This window comes from Agromyces ramosus (assembly GCF_030817175.1).
GTDB classification, from domain to species: domain Bacteria; phylum Actinomycetota; class Actinomycetes; order Actinomycetales; family Microbacteriaceae; genus Agromyces; species Agromyces ramosus_A.
Window position 1 is genome coordinate 2,863,696 of record NZ_JAUSYY010000001.1, and the last position, 19,345, is coordinate 2,883,040.

Consider the following 19,345-nt stretch of genomic DNA (forward strand, 5'->3'; position numbering starts at 1 on the left):
ATCATGCGGATCCGAACGAAACGCCCGGTGGCTCCCACACCGCCCCCGGCTGCCCAGGTCACGACATCCAGCGAGTCGCGTGCACCCGAGCTGAAGATCCGCGCGTTCCGCATCGGCTTCGTCGGGGCGCTCGGCGTGCTGCTCGCCGTGCTGCTCGGCGGCATCGTCGGACAGCTCGGCACCGTCATCCTCTACGTCGCGCTCGCGCTGTTCCTCGCGCTCGGCCTCGACCCGGTCGTGAGCTGGCTGCAGCGTCGCGAGATGCCTCGATGGCTCGCGATCCTCCTCGTCTTCGTCATCGTGATCGGCGTCTTCGTGGGCCTCATCGCGACGATCGTGCCGATCATCGTGCAGCAGACCACGAAGATCGTCGAGGACTGGGACTCGATCGTCGAGAACGTGCAGAACAGCGACTTCGTGGCCTGGCTCAACAACCTGAGCGGCAGCGGTCAGGCGATCCAAGACGCCATCGCCTCCGCCGGCGACTGGCTCGCCGACCCCCAGAACCTCGGCTCGCTCGGCGGCGGCATCCTCGCCGTGGGGGCCGGAATCGCCGGTGGCTTCACCGGCGCGGTGATCGTGCTCATCCTCACCCTGTACTTCCTCGCCTCCCTCGACTCGATGCGCCGCTACGCGGCCCGCTTCGTGCCGGCGAGCTCGCGCGGCTCGTATCGCGAGGTCTCCGAGGAGATCACCGGCTCGGTCGGCCGCTACGTGATCGGCCAGGTGAGCCTCGCCGCCATCAACGGCGTGCTGAGCCTCATCTACCTGTCGATCATCGGCGCGCCGGCGCCCATCCTGCTGGCCTTCATCGCGTTCCTGTTCTCACTCGTGCCGCTCGTGGGAACCCTGACAGGCGCCATCATCATCTCGCTCGTGTGCTTCGCCGCCTCGCCCGAGACCGCGCTCGCCGCGGGCATCTACTACCTGATCTACATGCAGGTCGAGGCCTACGTGCTCAGCCCTCGCATCATGAACCGTGCGGTCGCGGTGCCCGGCGCGCTCGTCGTCATCGCCGCCGTCGCCGGCGGCACGCTCGGCGGAGTGCTCGGTGCCCTGGTCGCGATCCCGATCGCCGCGTCGCTCATCATCATCATGGAGAAGGTCGTCTTCCCCAGGCAGGACGCGATCTAGCCGGGCGCCCGCACCGCGGGCGCCCGGCACGAGCGGCCGCTAGGCCGGCACGGGGCTGGCGGCGAGCACGCCCTGGATCTGCGGGAGGGACTCCGGAAGCCCGGAGGCACGGATCAGGTCGACCATCTCCCAGGGTGCAGCGGGGTCGGCGCCAGGGCGCTCGGCCGAGGCCTTCTCGAAGAGCGGCACGCCGTCGACGAGCTCCTTCGCCGGCGTCCAATGCGGATCCCGGTTGAGGTACGAGAACGGGTCGCCGCGCAGGAGCCCGGAGAACACCGCAGCCACGATCGTCGAGCCGACCGCACCGAGGCGCTCGCCATCGTGCTGCTCGCCCGCCTCCTTCAGGATGTAGACCCACAGCGACTCCTCCATCGGCGCCAGGTTCGGCAGCGGCCGAACGTGCAGCGCGGTCGCGACCTCGCTCGCCGGCGGCAGCTCCATGCGCCAGCCGCGCCGGATGTTGAGCTCGGCGAGGGGATTCGACGCGCCCTGCCCGGCAGGGATGTTGAACACCGCCCGCGACAGCCGCATGTCGATCTTGTGCGCGAGCTGCGGGAAGACGGGCTTCACCGACGAGGCGAAGTCGAAGTACCAGTCCCATTGCAGCGAGTGCTTCGCGGGAAGCCGGCTGCCGCCGCGAAGGTCGGGCGGGCCGTCGGGCCGTGGCGGGGTGCCGGGGCGCGGCGAAGATCGGCTTGCCGAACTGCGCGCCGACGCCGCCCTGGAGCGGGAAGTTGAGCTGGTACTCCGAGCGGATCATCGAGTGGCCGAAACGATAGGCCGCGGTCGAGAACTCCACCGGGATGTACGGGTTCACGCTCCAGTCGTAGACGCCCTTCAATCCGTAGCGCACGTCGTAGAACGGGCCATCGCCGTCGCCGGCATCCTCATCGAACTGGATCGCCTTCGCGAACACCGCGGGGTCGACGACGCGCGAGATGAAGTCGTTCCAGGTGAGGTACTGGTAGAACCACACCGTGATGCGCTGCGCCTCGAGGAAGAGGCTTCGCCCGCCGCGGGACGATGCGCCCGGGGCATCCGCGAGCTTCTGCAGCACGTTGTTGTGCACGAGGGCGAATGCCAGCTGCAGCTGCGAGACGATGATGTTCTCGTCGTTGCGGGGATCGCCGATCATGGCGACGCCCTCGGCGTTGCGCTGCAGGTCGGGCTCGAGGCCCGACGGATTCGCGCCCGTGCCGGTCGCGAGGAACCCCGCGAACCCGTCGTGGAGCACCCGCGTGTGGTCGTAGAGATAGGGCTGGTCGTCGGGCCCGCGCCCGTAGAGGCTGTCGAGGTCGAGTCGTGGCGAGCGGAAGTTCTGCAGCCCGTCGGGATCGTTGTGCCTGGTGAGGCTCGACTGCGGATCGAAGGTGATGTCGTGGTCGACGAACTGGCCGAAGTACGTGTAGCCGACCGGCATGCTGCTCTCGGGCGGCGCGTCGTCGCCGAACATCTCGTTGACGGCGAACTCGTGGATCGCGAGCGACTTCTCGGGGTCGCCCGATCCCGGCGGCTCCCAGATCGTGAAGCCGCGCCCGAAGAGCCGGCCGAAACGGCCCTCGTGGCTCCGCGAGTGCGGCACATTGAGCGGCACGATGGTGTGCGCAGTGGCGTGGTGCATTGTGTTCCCTCCGAGATGGACCTGTCGCCGGATGTGCCACGCGAGATGGCCAGGGGGAACGCATCGCGACTGAGTCGGTGTGTTTCAGGCGCGACGTTAGCGCCGAGCCGAGCGATGCTCAAGACAAGTGGGCGCGTCTGGCACGGATTTCAGTGGCAGCACTGAGGGCTGGGCCCGAGGGGCACACGGATGCCGCGGCGCCCGGGCTCCCGCCGCATCCGTGAACGCCGCGTCAGGTGCGGAGCACCGCGCCGCCCGCCCGGTGCCGCGACACCGCGTCGACCGTGGCCGCGAGGATGAGCACGCCGCCCGTGACCGCGTAGTTGACGCCGGCGGGCAGGTTGAGCAGGCCCAGCCCGTTCGTGATCACCGCGATCACGAGCGCGCCGATGGCGGCGTGCAGCAGGCGCCCGCGTCCGCCGAAGAGGCTCACTCCGCCGACGACGGCCGCCGCGACGCCGCTCAGCACGAGGTCGCGCCCGGCCGCGGCATCCACCGACCCGACCTTGCTGATGGAGAAGAGGCCGGCGACGACCGCGAGCGAGGAGCACACGATGAACGCCGTCCAGCGGATGAGGACGACCTTGATGCCCGCGCGGCGGGCGGCCTCGGCGTTGCCGCCGATCGCGTAGATGTAGCGGCCGTATCGAGTGCGGTCGAGCACGAACGTGCCGATCCACAGGATCACGAGCACGATCGGCACGACGATGGGGACGCCCTGCACGGCTCGAATGGACTGCCCTCGGTCCTGGTTGAGGATGAACACGACGGTGCCGCCGAGCGCCGCGATGACGCCGAGCTTGATCCACACGAGTGCGATGGTGCGATTGGGGACGCCGGCACGTGCCCGGCGTGCCCGATCCCAGAACGAGGTGCCGGCCGACACCGCGAGGATGACGACGAGCATGGCCCACCCCGCCCACGGCGGCATGTTGCTGTTCTGGATGGCGAGGATCTCGGGGATCTGCACGCGGTAGAGGCCGCCCGAGCCGATGATCATGAGCTCGAGGCCCTGCAGCCCCAGGAAGAGGCCGAGGGTCACCACGAATGACGGGATGCCCACCCTTGCGACGAAGAAGCCGATGAAGGTGCCGATCGCGATGCCGGTCGCGAACGCGATCGCGAGGGCGACGATCCAGTTGAAGCCCTGCACGTTGACAAGAACGATGAAGATGCACATCGTCACGCCGGCGGTGACCCCGGCCGACAGGTCGATCTCGCCGAGCAGGATGACGAACACGAGGGCCATGCCGAGCATGACGAGCGTCGCCGCTTGCGTCATGAGGTTGGCGAAGTTGCGTTCGGTCAGGAAGAACGGGCTCAGGATCGAGAACATGACGCTGAGCACGATGAACCCGCCGACCGCGGGCAGCGCGCCCATCTCGCCACTGCGCACGCGCTGCCACCAGGCGCGCACCTGATCGCCGACGCCGCCCTCCTGGCCGCTGCCGATGAGGTCGCCGACGCCCGGATCCGGGGCGGCCTCGGAGGTCGGGACCGTGCCTTGCGTGGTCATGCTGTCGCTCCCGTCGGAGTCTTCGTGCCGGTGATGTATCCGACCACGTCGTCGCTGGTGGTCTCGCCTGTGTCGAGCGAGGCGACCATCTGGCCGAGGTACAGCACGTTGACGTGGTCGGCGACGGCGAACACGTCGACGAGGTTGTGGCTGATGATGATGACCGCGACGCCCTGGTCGGCGAGGCGGCGTACGAGGTTCAGCACCTGCTCGGTCTGCGCGACGCCGAGCGCCGCGGTCGGCTCGTCGAGGATCACCACTCGGGCCTTCTTCAGCACCGCCCGTGCGATGGCGACGGTCTGGCGCTGGCCGCCCGAGAGCGACGAGACCTTCTGCCGCACCGACTTGACGGTGCGCACCGAGAGCGAGCGGAGCGTGTCGGACGCCTGCCGCTCCATGCGCCCCTCGTCGAACGTGCCGAACGCCGTCTCTTCACGGCCCAGGAACATGTTCTGCACGATGTCGAGGTTCTCGCAGAGGGCGAGGTCCTGATAGACGACCTCGATGCCGAGGTGCGCCGCGTCGCGGGGAGTGTGCAGGGTCACCTCCTCGCCGTCGAACCGCACGACGCCCTCATCGTAGGGCTGCACGCCGGCGAGTCCCTTGATGAGCGTCGACTTGCCGGCTCCGTTGTCGCCGACGAGTGCGGTGACCTTGCCCGGGTAGGCCTTGAGGTCGACGCCCTTGAGCACGCTGACCGGGCCGAAGCTCTTGACGACCCCTGACAACTCGATGATGGGCGCATCCATGCGGGGATTCCTTTCAGACGACGCTGTCCTGCTCAGTGTGACACGCGCCGGGGGCGCGAGCGCGGGTGAGTCGGAAGGGCCCCGAGCCGACCTCATCGGTGCTGCCCGGGGCCTTCCGCGCTGGGGCCTCAGCCGCTGATGCCGTATTGCTCGCAGGCGGCCGCGACCTCGCCCTCGCAGAGCTCGGCCGGGTCGGCATCGCCGGCGTCGACGACGTCGACGACCTGCTCGGGACCGACGAGCTGCGGGGTCACCGCGATGTACGGCGTGCCGTCTTCGAGCTCCTGGTCGGCCGTCGGCGTCTCACCCTCGAGCAGCGCGGTGGCGAGCTCGATGGCGGCGTCGGCCTCGAGCTTGATCGGCTTGTAGACCGTGGCGGTCTGCTTGCCGAGCAGCACGTTCTGCAGGCCCGCGATCGAGGCGTCCTGGCCCGAGACCGGAACGGTGAGGCCGTTCTTGTCGAGGACCGTGATGACGCCCGCCGCGTTCGTGTCGTTCGCGACCCAGACGGCGTCGACCACTCCGCCGAGCGAGGTGAGCGCCTGCTCGAAGTTCGTGGCGGACTTGTCGCCGTCCCAGACTCCCGGCGGCTCGGCAGCCGGCGTGATGCCCGCCTCCTCCATGACCTCGACGGCGCCGTCGTGGAACATCTTGGCGTTGCCGTCGGCAGGGTCGCCGCCCATGTAGACGACCTTCGCGGTGGCCGGATCCTTGCCGGCGGCCGCGAGGCCGTCGACGATCGACTGGCCCTCGAGGCGGCCCACCTCGACGTTGTCGAACGAGACGTAGTAGTCGACACCCTCGATCGGGCGGTCGTAGGCGATGACCGGGATGCCTTCGGCCTTGGCCTTCTCGGCCACGGCGGCACCTGCGCCGTTGTAGTCGACGAGCAGCATCACGCCGCAGCCCTTGCTGAGCTGCTGGTCGGCGATGGTGGCGTACTTGTTGGTGTCACCCTGGGCGTTCTGGATGTCGGTCTCGAACCCGGCCTCGGTGAGGCCCTCTTCGAGATAGGGACGGTCGTTGTTCTCCCAACGCGGTGATGACGCGGCATCGGGGAGGATGACGCAGGCTCGCGTGGCGGCTTCGCCGCCGTCGCTCCCCCCGCCCCCGTCGCCTTCGCCGGCGCCGCCCGAACAGCCTGCCAGCAGTAGTGCCGAGATTCCGGCGAGTGCGGCAGCAGAGACCAATGAAGTTGACTTCATGGCGCTCCCCTTCTCTGAGGTGAGGTCGACCCCTCGTGGTGCCGTCGTCTGCATTGGCGCGGCACAGCCATGATCGCGCATTTGTGGCGCTGCGGAACAAAAGCGTTCATAACGCTTGGGTAACTAACTGACCGGTCAGTAAGCAAAGATGTGCGTGTTCGGCGGCACTCCGGGGGAGCGCTCTCACCTGATGCCCCGAACTGGGGTGACCGGTCAGAACCAGATGCTCAGCTGCGGCGTGCGCTGCGCCTGGAACATCCGGTCGGTGAGCGCGAGCGAGCGAGGCGACAGTTCGGTGATGCGACCCGCACGCGCGAGCACCGAGGCACGCACGCCGCCGAGGTAGATCGCGCCGAGCTCCCGCACTCCGAGCCGGATGCCGCGGACGCCACGAGTGGATGTCGCAGCATCGGCTTCGACCCGCTCGACCTCGGCCCGGCCACTGTCGCCGACCGTGAGGTCGAATCGCCCGGCGGCATGGCCGAGGGGATCATCGACGTGGATGCGCAGCGTGCCCGGCGTGCCGTAGTCGCGCGCGGTGAGGGCCGCTACGGGGTCGAGCACGCGCACCCAGAGGTGGTCGACGACGTTCGACATCGTGATGGCGCGCGGGTCTTCGAGGAGCCAGTGCAGCGGCTCGTCGACCGAGCGGAGCGTGCCGCGGACGCCCGACACGAAATCCTGCTCGACGAGGAAGCGCCAGAGGGCGCGTTCGGCGTCGTCGGTGGCGGCGGCGAGGAAGTCGAACTGGAGCTCGCCCGGCTCGTCGGGGATGCGCTGCACCCGATAGGCGACGAAGCCCTGGGGCTGCCCGTGCTCGTCGTCGTAGCGCACGAGGCGGATGGCGCGCGCGGAGTCGCTCTCGGGGTCGACGAGTCCGAGCACCCGGTCGAGGAGCCCTGGCCAGCGGTCGACCTCGCCCGGCGTGCGGGCGACGGCGCGGCGCGCGAGCGCGGGAGCGATCTCGCGGAGGGAGGCGGCCTCGACGAACTGCAGGCGGCCCGGGGCATCCGGACCGATCCACTTGGCACGACGGCGGTCGACGTGCACGGTCGCCGCCTGCGCGGCAGGGGCGTAGCCGTAGCGCCCGTAGATGGTCGCCTCGGTGACCGTGAGCACCGCGAGGGCTGCGCCGGCATGCTGCGCGTTGGCCAGCTCGCCGTGCATGAGCGCACGCGCGATGCCGCGACGGCGGTGGGTCGGTGCGACGGTGACCGAGCTCACCGCCCAGGCGTCGACGCTGCGGCCGCCGGGCACGCTGAGGCCTGTCGGCCACGACGACACGGTGGCCACCGGCGTGATCGGGTCGGCCGCTGCCGCGTCGTACACGCCCTGCACGCGCCGCTCGGCCATGACGCGGCGGTCGTACTCGAGCTCGGGAGGTCGCGGCCGGGAGTGGTGGAAGCCGCGAACGTCGGCTTGGATCCAGGCATCGAGTGCGGTGGTGTCGGCCGGGTCGAGCACCCGGTACTCGAGCTGCTGGGCCGCGAGATCGGCGGATGCCGCGGGGTCGACCGGGATTGCCTGGAGATCGAACGACATCAACCCAGCGTAGCGACCGCCGCCGGATTCACGGCACAATGGAACAATGACTCGGCAAGCGCTTTCCAAGATCGAATCCGCGATCGACGGACGGCATCCGCTGCGCTCGGTGTTCCGGCTCCTGGGCCTGCATCGCGCCCGCGTGCTCGGCTCGGTCGGGTTCTTCGCCCTGAAGGACACCCCGCTCTGGCTGCTGCCCGTGGTCACCGCTGAGATCATCGACGTCGTCGTCGCGGGCGGCCCCGCCTCGACCCTCTACCTCTGGGCGGGAATCGCGCTCGTCGCACTGCTCCAGAACTACCCGAACCACGTGCAGTACACGCGACTGTTCATGGGCGCCGTGCGCTCGATCGGCGCCGACCTCCGCAATGCCCTCGCGTCTCGTCTCCAGTCGCTCTCGATCGGCTTCCACACGCGCGCCAACTCCGCGATCGTGCAGACCAAGGTCGTGCGCGACGTCGAGAACGTCGAGCTCATGCTGCAGCAGACGACGCATCCGCTGCTCTCGGCGACGATGGTGCTCATCGGCGCCGTCGTCATGACGGCGATCAACGTGCCCGCGTTCCTGCCCGTCTACGCTCTCGCGATCCCGCTCGCCGTGCTGCTGCGCGCGATCCTCAATCGCCGCAGCGCCGCACGCAATGCGACCTTCCGTCGCGAGGTCGAGGCGTTCTCGGCGCGCGTCGGCGAGATGGCGACGCTCATGCCGATCACCCGCGCGCACGGCCTCGAGCAGACCGCCGTCAATCGCGTCGCACACGGCGCCGAGGGGGTGCGCAGCGCCGGATTCCAGCTCGACCTGCTGAACGGGCGGTTCGCCTCGCTCTCCTGGGTGAGCCTGCAACTGCTCGGGGTCGGATGCCTCGTGCTCGCCGCTTGGGTGTCGATCAACGGCTGGATCCCGATCACCGCCGGGCAGGTCGTGCTCCTCAGCTCCTACTTCGCGCTGCTCACCGGCGCCGCGACGAACCTGCTCATGCTCCTGCCCGTGATCGCCCGTGGCACCGAGTCGATCCGTTCGATCGCCGAAGTCGTGCAGGAGCCCGACCTCGAGTTCAACGCGGGCAAGCGCGCCGTCGACCAGGTGGTCGGCGACCTCCGCCTCGAGCACGTCGAGTACCGCTACGAGTCCGGCGCGACGCCGGCGCTCGACGACGTGTCACTCGAGGTCCGAGCGGGCGAGACGGTCGCGTTCGTGGGCTCGTCGGGCTCGGGCAAGTCGACCCTTGTGAACGTCGTACTCGGCTTCCTCCGGCCGGGGCGGGGCCGGGTGCTGCTCGACGGCGTCGACATGGAGGAGCTCGACCTTCGCACCTTCCGCCGCTTCGTCTCGGTCGTGCCGCAGGAGTCGGTGCTCTTCGAGGGCACCATCAGGGAGAACATCGTCTACGGGCTCGACGATGTCGCCGACGAGCGGGTGCTCGCCGCGCTGCGCGGGGCCAACGCGCTCGAGATCGTCGAGGCGCAGCCGAACGGCTGGGACACGGTCGTCGGCGAGCGCGGCGCGCGCCTCTCGGGCGGCCAGCGCCAGCGACTCTCCATCGCCCGTGCGCTCGTGCGCGACCCCCGCGTGCTGCTGCTCGACGAGGCGACGAGCGCCCTCGATCCCGAGTCGGAGGCGAAGGTCCGGGGTGCGCTCGAACACCTCATGCGCGACCGCACCACGCTCGTCGTCGCCCACCGGCTCTCGACCATCCGCTCGGCCGACCGCATCGTCGTGCTCGAGCGCGGACGCATCGTCGAGGTCGGCACGCACGCCGAGCTCGTGGCCGCCGGCGGGCGCTACGCCGAGCTGCACCGGGTACAGTCCGCCTGACCGAATGCCACGGGACGCGTGCCCTTTCAGTGCGGATGCCTCAGCCGCCCGCGTGCGCGCCGAGGTGCGCGTGCACCGACGAGACGACCACCGACCCCTCGCCGACGGCGGAGGCCACGCGTTTCACCGAACCCCGCCGCACGTCCCCGACGGCGAAGAAGCCCGGCACCGAGGACTCGAGCGGCGCCGGGCCGTCGTCGCTGCCGAGCCACGCCCGCCGCCCGCCTTCGGCGAGCACTTCCGCGCCGGTGATCACCGACCCCCAGCGGTCGCGCAGCACCTCGGGCGGGAGCCACTCGGTGTGTGGCCGGGCACCGATGGTGATGAAGACGGCGTGGGCCGGCACGGCGACGCGCTCGCCCGATCCCGTGCGCTCGAGCACCACGTGATCGAGTCGGTCGGCACCGCCCGCGCCCGCATCGACGACGCGCGAGCCGGTGATCAGTCCGACGCCCGCGGCCTCGAGCTGGTCGATGAGGTAGCGCGACATGCTGTCGGCGAGCGATTCTCCGCGCACGACGAGCGCGACGGAGCGGGCGTACCGGGCGAGGTGGAGCGCCGCCTGCCCCGCGGAGTTGCCGCCGCCGATGACGAGCACGTCACGTCCTGCCTGCGCACGCGCCTCGACCGACGAGGCGCCGTAGAACACCGACGCCCCGACGAACGGCCGCAGGCCGGGCGCCGAGATTCGTCGATAGCTGACCCCAGTCGCGAGCACCACCGCGCGTGCACGCACGATCTCGCCGGGGGCGGCATCGAGCTCGAAGCCGCCGTCGACGACGCGCATGCCGGTGGCGCGACGAGTGTGAGCGAACCGGGCGCCGAATACCCAGGCCTGCTGGTAGGCGCGCTGGGCGAGCTCGGCCCCGGAGACGCCGCGCGAGAAGCCGAGGTAGTTGCGGATGAGGGAGCTCGATCCCGCCTGCCCGCCGATCGACTCGCCCTCGAGCACGAGTGTGTCGAGTCCTTCGGATGCCGCGTACACCGCAGCGGCGAGGCCGCCCGGGCCCGCGCCGACGACCGCGAGGTCGACGATTCCGGTCGGCAGGGCCGTCTCGAGGCCGTGAGCGCGTGCGAGCTCGGCGTCGTCGGGGTCGACGAGCACCCGGCCGTCGGCGGTGCGCACGAGTGGGACGCCCGCATAGTCGACGGCGGCTTCCGCGAGCATCGCGAGGGCGTCGGGTGCGTCGGGCGTGAGGTGGTCGGTGGGGACCCCGCCTCGCGCGAGGATGCTCCGCAGCAGGTGCGTGCGCGGCTGCGCGTCGTCGCCGATGACGGTGAAGCCCCGGTGCCGCTTGCCGGCGGCGGCCTCCCACTCGCGGAGGAAGTCGGTCACGGCGCGATGGAACGACTCGTCGGGCGAGTGCACGGGACGCACCACGTAGTAGTCGATCTGCAGGCGCGTCATGAGCTCGAGCACGGCATCGGCCGTCGCGCGGTCTGCCCATGATCCCCACTCGATGACGAGTCCCCGCCGCACGTCGGGGAACCGGCGTCGGGCCGCCGCGAACACGCTTTCGTGCCCGGAGACCGGTGACGGGTCGTCGGCGAGCACGAGGGCGAGGTCGCCGCCCTCGGCGTGCACTCCCTCGACCGCCGCGACCGCGCGGTCGGGGTTCTCGACGTCGATGATGCGGTAGTCGGCGGAATACCTCCGTTGGAGCGGTTCGAGGAGCGAGGCACGGGCCGACGGGTCGCTCGCGACGACGAGGATGGCGGGCGGCCGGTGCGGCGGTTCACGGACGTCCATGCGTTCGGCCCCCTCGGCGTGGCGCGTGGCGGCGGCCCGGGCCGCCACGCGGCGAGTGTACCTCCGCGTCGCGGTCGCGCACCACCGGGTGGTCCGTCGGGCAGTGGGTATTTACAGGCGGATGCCCCGAGGATCAGACTGCACACATGAGTCCGTTCGATCGGGCGATCCGCACCCCCGACCAGCGTCTGCGCGTCTTCGTCAGCTCGACGCTGCGCGAGCTCGCCCCGGAGCGCCGCGCGGTGCGGGCGGCGATCGAGCAACTGAACCTCGCTCCGGTGATGTTCGAGCTCGGCGCGAGGCCGCACCCACCGCAGGACCTCTACCGTGCGTACCTCGAGCAGAGTGACATCTTCGTGGGCCTCTACTCCGCGAGCTACGGGTGGGTCGCGCCCGGTGACGAAGTGTCCGGTCTCGAAGACGAGTACCGGCTCGCGGCGCACGAGATGCCGAAGCTCGTGTACGTGAAGGAGGGCGTCGAGCGAGAGCCCCGCCTCCAAGAGCTCCTCGCCCGCATCAAGGTCGACGGGATCTCGTACGTCTACTTCACCGACGCCGACCAGCTCGCCGAGCTCGTGCGCACCGACCTTGCGACCCTCCTCGCCGAGCGCTTCGCACGTGGCGCAAATGAGGTGGCGTCACGCGACGGGCTCGACGGCACGGTCGAGCTCCCGGCCGCCCTCACCGCGCTCATCGGCAGGGAGTCCGAGGTCGAGCTCGTCGTCGGCCTGCTCGCCGACGACGCTGTGCGGCTGGTCACGATCACCGGCCCCGGCGGCATCGGCAAGAGCCGCCTGTCGATCGACGCCGCCAATCGGGTGCGCGACAGCTTTCCCGGTGGCATCGCCTTCGTCGACCTCGCCCCCGTCACGAATCCCGATCGCGTGCCGGCCGCCATCGCCGATGCGCTCGGCATCCGCGACATCGGCGACGGCACGCTCGATGAGAAGCTCCGAATGGCCCTTCGCGACCGGCGGATGCTCTTGCTCCTCGACAACGTCGAGCAAGTGGTCGAGGCGGCGCCGGCGATCCGGTCGCTGCTGACCGATGCCCCGGGCCTGACGGTGCTCGCGACGAGCCGGATCCTGCTCCGCCTGACCGGTGAGCACGGCGTTGAGCTCGGCCCGCTCGCGTTGCCCGATCCCGATCCCGATCACGGCGTGAGCGTGTCGCGCGCCCTGTCGACCTCGTCGGTCATACTCTTCGTCGACCGGGTGCGGGCCGTCAAGCCCGATTTCGAGCTGACTGATCAGAACGTCGAAGACGTCGAGCGCATCTGCATCGCCCTCGACGGCGTGCCCCTGGCGCTCGAGCTCGCAGCCGCGCGGGCACGGGTGCTGACTCCGGCCGAGTTGCTCGAACGCCTCGACCACCGTCTTCTCGTGCTGGGCGGCGGCGCCCGCGACCTGCCCGCGCGGCAGCGCTCGATCCGCTCCACGATCGAGTGGAGCACCCAGCTCCTCGGTGCTCCCGCGCGACAGCTGCTCGCCCGGCTCGGCCTCTTCGCGGGTGGATTCACCCTCGATGCCGCCGAATGGATCGCCGACGGCATCCCCGAGGCGAACACACTCGACAGCCTCTCCGAGCTCGTCGACGGCAGCCTCGTGCGCCAGCAGGATCGCGGAGACCGCGCGGTGTTCTCCCTGCTCGCGGCGGTGCGCCAGTACGCCCTCGACGAGCTCGAACACCAGCCGGATGCCGCCCAGCTCCGCGATCGCCACGCACAGTACTTCGTTCGTCTCGGCGAGCAGGTCGAATTCGAGCTCGAGGGCGCGACCCAACTCGAGTGGATCGGCCGACTCGCCGAGGAGGGCGACAACCTCCGCGCGGCCGTGCGACACCTGCTCGACACGGGGCAGTGGGCCACCGCCGCGCATTTCGCCTGGACACTCTACGTGTACTGGTGGGTCGACGGGCACCTGGGAGAGGTGCGGGAGTGGATGCAGGAGGTACTCGACTCCGGCGCCGAGCTCGACGACCTCACCCGCGCCACCGCGATGTACTTCACCCGAGCTATCGCGTTCTGGCAGGACCCCGACGAATGGCTCGTTCCGGGGCTCGGTGAGAGCGCCGAGCTCTTCCGCCGCGAAGGGGAGAGGTCCGGGGAGGCGCTCGCGCTGATCTCGCTCGCCCTCGCACTCCTCGGGGCCCGCCAGCCCGACACGCCGCGTGCCGACGAGGCGCTCGACACGAGCCTTGCGCTGTTCCGCGACGCCGGCGACACGTGGGGCGAGGCGATGGCCCTCGTGACCCTCGGCCGGGTGGCGCTCCTCACCCGCGATGTGCGGGCGGCGCTCGCGCGCTTCGACGAGAGTCTCGCCGTCGCCAAGCGCCAGGGCGATGATCTCGGGGAGGCCATCGCACTCCACCACCGTGGCTGGGCCGAGGTGCTCCTCGGCGAGTTCGCGATCGCCCGCGACTGTTTCGAGCAGAGTCTGACGCTCTCGGCCCGCATGCGCCACGACGAGGGCGTCGCGTACGGGCTCGAGGGGCTCACCGCAGTCGAGGCCGGTGCCGGCGAGGTGACGCGCGCCGGAACGCTCCTCGGCGCGTCGAGCATGCTGCGTGAACGCACCGGCCTCTACAACGCCCCCTCGTTCTCATTCCACGAGCAGTTCGTCGACGACATCCTCGCCGGCCCCGGCGCCGAGGCGTTCGAGTCGGCCCTCGCTCGCGGGCGGCAGCTGCGCGTCGATGACGCCGTCGCCTTCGCACTGCAGCGCGATGAGGTGCGTGCCGAGGCATCCGTCACCTGAACCCGCACCGAGGCATCTGCCCCGACCCGAGGGAGGCACCATGAGCCACGTCGCACGCGATCCGCACACCGCAGCACCGGCACGGCAGCACCTCGAGCCGCACGACCGGGTGCTGCCCTACACGCGGGTCGTCGCCTATGTGATCATCCCGTTCCTCGTCGTGGCGGCGTTCCTCCTGCTCGTGCTGCCGGGTGGCACCGAGGAGCACTTCGCGTGGACGATCGCACCTCCCGTCACGGCGATGCTGCTCGGCTCCGCATACGCCGGTGGCGTCTGGTTCTTCGCGCAGGTCGCCGTGCAGCGACACTGGCACCGGGTGCGCCACGGATTCCCCGCCGTACTCATGTTCGCGAGCCTCGCTTCGGCGGCGACGTTCCTGCACTGGGATCGCTTCCATTTCGGCCACATCTCGTTCATCACGTGGGTCGTGCTCTACATCACGACGCCCGTGCTCGTGCTTCTCGTGGTCGTGTTCAACACCCGAGCCGACGACGGTGCGCCCGAAGGCGGCGACGTGACCATCCCGTCGCCGTGGCGGTACGTGCTCGCGCTCGTCGGCGCCGCGGCATCCGTGACCGGGTTGGTGCTCTTCGCGGTGCCGTCATTGCTCATCGGCGCCTGGGCGTGGGACGTCACCCCGCTCACCGCGCGCATCGTCGGCGCCGTGCTGACCTTGCCCGGCATGGTGAACATCTGGATGCTGTGGGACTCGCGCTGGTCGGCGTTCCGGTGGGTGTTCCAGGCGCAGCTCGTGAGCCTCGGCTGCATCGTGCTCGCGATCGTGCTGCGGTTCGGCGACTTCGAGTGGGAGCGCCCCTCGGCCTGGATGTTCACCGCCTGCATCGCCGTCTCCGCGGTGGTGTACGTGGTGTTCTACACCGCACTCGAGCGGCGGCGGCACCGCGCCAGCGCCAGCCTGTAGCACGGCGCCCGTACCGCTGCGGTTCGGCGACCGTTCCGAGCGGGCGGCGTACCACCGCCCGTCGCCGCGTCTTCCCCCGGCGCTTGCCCGGCGTTCACCCCGCCCGTCCACTGTGAGCCTGTGGCGTGCCATCGAGCCTCGGCTCGAGACCGCCCACTCATCGTCGACGAAGAGGAAGGACCGCACACATGCGGCCGAGCACGAGAAGCCCCGGTTCGGGTGGGGCGACACGATGGACAGCACGAGGCGTCGCGGCGACGGCCGTGGTCGCCGCAGCAGTACTCGTGGCGGGCATGACCGCGCCCGCGGCATCCGCTGCCCAACTGCCGATGCCGAAGCCGAAGCCGGCGCCGACCGCGCAGGCGAGCGCGCCGACCCTCACGCCCGAGGACGGCGCGTGGCTCGAGGGAACCGTGACGGTCGCCGCCGACGCGACCACCGCGGGCGACTCCGTTGCGAGCCTCGTGATCGACGGGCAGCCGATCGGCGCGTCGACGACCCCGGGCGTCTCGCACCTGCGCTTCGACATCGGCAGCAACTCCGCCGCGCTCTCGTTCCACAACTGGATCGTCGTCAACGGCCAGCGCATCGACCAGGACCGTACGTGGGTCTCGGAGCGGGTCGACCTCGAGGTGCCGAACGACTGGCTCGTCACCGGTGAGAACATCGTCGAGATCTTCGCGGGCACTGCGAACGCCGCGTGCGGCGTCAACTACGACGACTTCGTGGTCAACGACGTGAGCCTCGAGCTGGTCGGCGAGGTCGCCGACGGCGAGGACAACCCCTTCAGCTTCAGCTTCGGCGACGGCGACTGCGGCAGCCAGGCCGGCGACATCGTGCACGCGGAGCTCTCGTTCTTCGTGCTCGGCGACCCGATGGGCTCCACGGGCCTCGCGGCGGAGGTCGACACGACCACGCTCGCGAACGGCCCGCACTCGATCGTCGCGACGACCGCCGCCGGCGGCACCGTCTCGCACGCCGTCTCGGTCAACAACGCGCCCGTGGGTGCGCCGCTCGTCGCACCCGTCGACGGCACGCTCGTTCGCGGCATCCACACCGTCTCGGCGTCGCAGCCCGCTGGCGCCGACGGCGGCGTCTCCACGCTCACCGTCGACGGCGCCGCGCCGCCGGCAGCCGCCAGCCTCGGCACCGGCTCCTCGACGTTCAGCTTCGACGTCGGCAGCAACTCGATCGAGCACCGCTACCAGAACCACCTGCTCGTGAACGGCCACAAGGTCGACCTCCTCGGCGACCACGTGAGCACGCGAGTGGATGTCCCGGTGCCGAACCGCTACCTGGTGGCGGGCGTCAACGTCGTCACGATCGTCGCGGGCGACATCAGCTCGACGTGCGGCGCGAACCTCGACGACTTCACGATCTCCAACCTCGCGCTGACGATCGACGCGGGCACGGCGGCCGGCGACGGCGTCGCGCCGTCGTACGTGATGGGTGACGGCAACTGCGGCTCGTCGACGACGGCCCTGCCGACCGCCGAGACGCGGTGGACGATCGACGCGCCCGCCGTGGCCGTGCTGCCGACGCTCGGCTCCGGCGAGGCGACCCTCAGCTTCGACGTCGGTTCGAACTCCATCGACTCCTCCTTCGTGAACCTGCTCTTCGTCAACGGCGTCCGTTACGTGCTCGGCGGCGACTTCGTGAGCGAGCGCGCGAACGTCGTGATCCCCAACGAGTGGCTGCTTCCCGGCTGGAACACCATCGACGTCGTCACCGGAACGCAGCCGAACGCCTGCAACCGCGACGACTTCGTGATCTCCAACGTCTCGCTCACGCCCGCCTCGGGCACGGCGAGCGGCCAGCGACTCAAGTCCACGTACGCGATGGGCGACGGCACGTGCGGCTCGAACATCAACTCGTTCCGCGAGATCGACCTGCACTTCGTCGTCGAGGGCGCCACCGCCCAAGGCCTGCGCGCCGAGCTCGACACGACGGCCATCGCCGACGGCGCGCACGTGCTCGCCGCGGCATCCACCACCGGCGAGACCGCGACCCGGCAGCTGCTGACCGACAACACGGCGCCCGCGATCTCCGCGAGCACGCCGGGGGCCGGCGCCACCATCGACTCGTCGGTCGCGCTCGACGTGCAACTCGACGACGCTTCGGGGCTCATGGGCACTCCCGAGCTCACGCTCGACGGGGAGCCCGTCACCCTCGGGTCGCTCGTCGGACCGGGGCTCGGCGCCGGCGACCACACCATCGCCGTGACCGCGACCGACGCGCTCGGCAACCAGGCGACGCGCGAGGTCGTGTTCGCCTCGGCGGGCATCCCCGGCGTGCCGGCCGACCTCGCTCCCGAGTCGGGTGCCACCGACGTGTCGGGCACGGTCACGCTCGAGGCGACCGTCGGCGAGCCCGACGGCGGCGACGTGGCGGCGACGTTCACGCGGGCCGAGATCCTCACGCCGAACCAGGGCTGGCAGGGGTCGTCGACCGAGGTGCCGACGAGCCTCACCGTTCCGGGTGAGGCGAAGGTAGGCGACACGAAGGCGCTCGCGCCCGGCGACGGCGTGACGCTCGACTCGCCCGCGAGCCGTGAGGTCGCGTACCAGCGCTTCGACGTGCAGGTGAAGGGCCAGGTCGCCGAACCGGTCCTGCGCTGGGAGGGCGTCATCGACCCGACCCGCGTCGTCTCGCTGCGGGCGTGGAACCTCCAGACCGCCGCCTGGGACGTGCTCGCGAGCTCGCGAGGCGCACTCGACGGCAACACCGTGCTCACCGCGATCGTCGACGCGCGCTACCTCGACCGGCAGCAGGTGCACGTCATGGTCACCGGCGAGGACCCCTTCGCCGACGAGCTCGACGCCGGCGTCGAGGGCTTCGCCGACCCGTCGTCGTACGACTTCTCGATCGCGCACTTCACCGACACGCAATACCTCTCCGAGGGTGCGGTCGAGCAGGAGACCGAGGCGGAGCGTGCGATCTGGGAGCGGGCCTACGGCGAGACCACCCGGTGGATCGCGGAGAACGCCGGCGAGCGCAAGATCGAGTACGTCGCGCACACGGGCGACATCATCGAGAACAACATCCGCACGCCGGCGGATGAGGCGATGATGCAGCAGGTGATCGGCGAGTTCGAGGTGTCGTCACGTCAGCAGCAGGTGCTGGATGACGCGGGCGTGACGAACCAGGTCATCGCCGGCAACCACGACAACCGTTCGGGCAGCGAGAACGGTGCGGGGGCGATGTACAACCAGTACTTCGGTCCCGACCGCTACGCGGCGGCAGACGACCTGTGGATCGACGCCGAATACGGCGGTCCGTGGCGCGAGGGCGACAACCAGAACAACTACACGCTGTTCTCGGCTGGCGGGCTCGAGTTCGTCTCGGTCGGCCTGTCGTACGGGGTCACGCGCGAGGAGGCCGAGTGGGCGAACTCGATCTACCAGCGCTATGCCGACCGCAACGGCATCCTGCTCTCGCACGACTACCTCGCGGCGAGCCCGCAGCGCGACGGCCGCAACTCGGGCTTCGCGGCCCCCGACGGCTCGATGCTCTACAAGACGGTCGTGGAGGCGAACCCGAACGTGTTCCTCATCCTCGCCGGTCACGTGCACGGCGTGGGGACGAACGTCAAGCCCGAGGTCGGCCAGGTCGGCCACGGCGTCGTCGAGCTGCTCGCCGACTACCAGGCCTACACGGTCACGGCCGAGGAGCTGGGACTCACCGAGATCGGCGGCTACCAGCCGACCGACCGGCTGCGGTTCGGCGCGAGCTACCTGCGCCTGCTGCAGTTCGACGTGGATCGAGCCGAGATGATCGTCGACACGTACTCGCCGTTCCTCGACGACTTCGGGGCGGGCGAGTACGACCCGGCGCTGCGGTACGACCCGCAGGCGGACAACATGGTGCTCCCCGTCGACATCACCTCGCGCACGACGAGCTTCCACACGGACTCGCTCGCGCTCTTCAACCCGGTCGCGGTGATCGGTGAGACGACCGCCGCGTCGGGCGGTGTCGCCTCGGTGGAGTGGCGCGGGCTCAAGCCCGCCACCGCGTACGCCTGGTTCGTCGTGGCGCGCTCCACGGGCGGCGGCGCGACGCCGTCGCTGCCGAGCGTCTTCGTGACCACGGATGAGCGCGGCGAGAAGGGCAGGCTCGCGCCGGAGCTCGCGCCGTACGCGACGCCGACGCCGAGCCCGTCGCCGACGCCGAGCCCGTCGCCGACGCCGACACCGTCGCCGACACCGACCGCGCCGGCCACCGGCGCGCCGACCGCGCCCGAGCCGACGGAGGTCGCGCCGGGCGAGTGACACGCACCCGCTGAAAGAGGGACGCCGCCCCGGCCTCGTGAGGTCGGGGCGGCGCTTCTGGTCCAC

Annotated in this window: 11 protein-coding genes and 1 pseudogene; 5 read left to right on the forward strand and 7 right to left on the reverse strand. The window is 70.4% G+C overall.

The window, feature by feature from the left end; translation table 11 throughout:
* The first annotated feature begins 27 nt into the window (after positions 1 to 27).
* Positions 28 to 1,134, forward strand: a complete 1,107-nt coding sequence (locus QFZ26_RS13480) for an AI-2E family transporter (RefSeq protein WP_307042926.1) — start codon at positions 28 to 30, stop codon at positions 1,132 to 1,134.
* Between the two features lie 39 nt (positions 1,135 to 1,173).
* On the opposite strand, the gene QFZ26_RS13485 is transcribed toward QFZ26_RS13480, so the two are convergent.
* The 6 genes and pseudogenes from QFZ26_RS13485 to QFZ26_RS13510 form a co-directional block, all read right to left on the reverse strand.
* The gene (locus tag QFZ26_RS13485) at positions 1,174 to 1,665 is read right to left on the reverse strand and encodes a hypothetical protein (protein ID WP_307042928.1); all 492 of its coding nucleotides are present in this window, start codon (positions 1,663 to 1,665) and stop codon (positions 1,174 to 1,176) included.
* Between the two features lie 265 nt (positions 1,666 to 1,930).
* Positions 1,931 to 2,755: pseudogene (locus QFZ26_RS18905) on the reverse strand (peroxidase family protein); the annotation flags it as partial.
* A gap of 232 nt (positions 2,756 to 2,987) precedes the next feature.
* The gene (locus QFZ26_RS13495) at positions 2,988 to 4,271 is read right to left on the reverse strand and encodes a sugar ABC transporter permease (protein ID WP_307042932.1); all 1,284 of its coding nucleotides are present in this window, start codon (positions 4,269 to 4,271) and stop codon (positions 2,988 to 2,990) included.
* Positions 4,268 to 5,020, reverse strand: coding sequence for an ATP-binding cassette domain-containing protein (locus QFZ26_RS13500; protein WP_307042934.1), 753 nt, complete (start codon positions 5,018 to 5,020; stop codon positions 4,268 to 4,270). Before QFZ26_RS13500 ends, QFZ26_RS13495 begins: the two co-directional genes overlap by 4 nt.
* A gap of 128 nt (positions 5,021 to 5,148) precedes the next feature.
* Entirely contained in the window at positions 5,149 to 6,225 is a 1,077-nt protein-coding gene (locus tag QFZ26_RS13505; RefSeq protein ID WP_307042936.1) for a sugar ABC transporter substrate-binding protein, read from the reverse strand.
* Between the two features lie 213 nt (positions 6,226 to 6,438).
* Positions 6,439 to 7,767 carry a GNAT family N-acetyltransferase gene (locus tag QFZ26_RS13510; protein ID WP_307042938.1) on the reverse strand — a complete coding sequence of 443 codons (1,329 nt, stop codon included), beginning with the start codon at positions 7,765 to 7,767 and terminating at the stop codon, positions 6,439 to 6,441.
* Positions 7,768 to 7,813: 46 nt separating this feature from the next.
* Here QFZ26_RS13510 and QFZ26_RS13515 point away from each other — a divergent pair, with 46 nt between their 5' ends.
* Positions 7,814 to 9,583 carry an ABC transporter ATP-binding protein gene (locus tag QFZ26_RS13515; RefSeq protein WP_307042940.1) on the forward strand — a complete coding sequence of 590 codons (1,770 nt, stop codon included), beginning with the start codon at positions 7,814 to 7,816 and terminating at the stop codon, positions 9,581 to 9,583.
* 40 nt (positions 9,584 to 9,623) lie between these two features.
* Here the strand turns inward: QFZ26_RS13515 and QFZ26_RS13520 are convergent, their stop codons facing one another.
* Positions 9,624 to 11,381 (reverse strand): FAD-dependent oxidoreductase, encoded by a 1,758-nt coding sequence (locus QFZ26_RS13520; RefSeq protein WP_307042943.1) that lies wholly within the window; start codon positions 11,379 to 11,381, stop codon positions 9,624 to 9,626.
* Positions 11,382 to 11,479: 98 nt separating this feature from the next.
* On the opposite strand from QFZ26_RS13520, the gene QFZ26_RS13525 reads away from it, so the two are divergent.
* The 3 genes from QFZ26_RS13525 (at position 11,480) to QFZ26_RS13535 (ending at position 19,279) form a co-directional block, all read left to right on the forward strand.
* Positions 11,480 to 14,089, forward strand: coding sequence for an ATP-binding protein (locus QFZ26_RS13525; RefSeq protein WP_307042945.1), 2,610 nt, complete (start codon positions 11,480 to 11,482; stop codon positions 14,087 to 14,089).
* A gap of 40 nt (positions 14,090 to 14,129) precedes the next feature.
* Entirely contained in the window at positions 14,130 to 15,011 is an 882-nt protein-coding gene (locus tag QFZ26_RS13530; RefSeq protein ID WP_307042947.1) for a hypothetical protein, read from the forward strand.
* A gap of 263 nt (positions 15,012 to 15,274) precedes the next feature.
* Positions 15,275 to 19,279, forward strand: a complete 4,005-nt coding sequence (locus QFZ26_RS13535; protein WP_307042949.1) for a metallophosphoesterase — start codon at positions 15,275 to 15,277, stop codon at positions 19,277 to 19,279.
* The last annotated feature ends 66 nt before the right edge of the window (positions 19,280 to 19,345 follow it).

Bases quoted from the DNA above. Each gene is read 5' to 3' on its own strand.
- QFZ26_RS13485 (WP_307042928.1), bottom strand. From the start codon at position 1,665: ATGCGGCTGTCGCGGGCGGTGTTCAACATCCCTGCCGGGCAGGGCGCG.
- QFZ26_RS13495 (WP_307042932.1), bottom strand. From the start codon at position 4,271: ATGACCACGCAAGGCACGGTCCCGACCTCCGAGGCCGCCCCGGATCCG.
- QFZ26_RS13500 (WP_307042934.1), bottom strand. From the start codon at position 5,020: ATGGATGCGCCCATCATCGAGTTGTCAGGGGTCGTCAAGAGCTTCGGC.
- QFZ26_RS13505 (WP_307042936.1), bottom strand. From the start codon at position 6,225: ATGAAGTCAACTTCATTGGTCTCTGCTGCCGCACTCGCCGGAATCTCG.
- QFZ26_RS13510 (WP_307042938.1), bottom strand. From the start codon at position 7,767: ATGTCGTTCGATCTCCAGGCAATCCCGGTCGACCCCGCGGCATCCGCC.
- QFZ26_RS13515 (WP_307042940.1), top strand. From the start codon at position 7,814: ATGACTCGGCAAGCGCTTTCCAAGATCGAATCCGCGATCGACGGACGG.
- QFZ26_RS13525 (WP_307042945.1), top strand. From the start codon at position 11,480: ATGAGTCCGTTCGATCGGGCGATCCGCACCCCCGACCAGCGTCTGCGC.
- QFZ26_RS13530 (WP_307042947.1), top strand. From the start codon at position 14,130: ATGAGCCACGTCGCACGCGATCCGCACACCGCAGCACCGGCACGGCAG.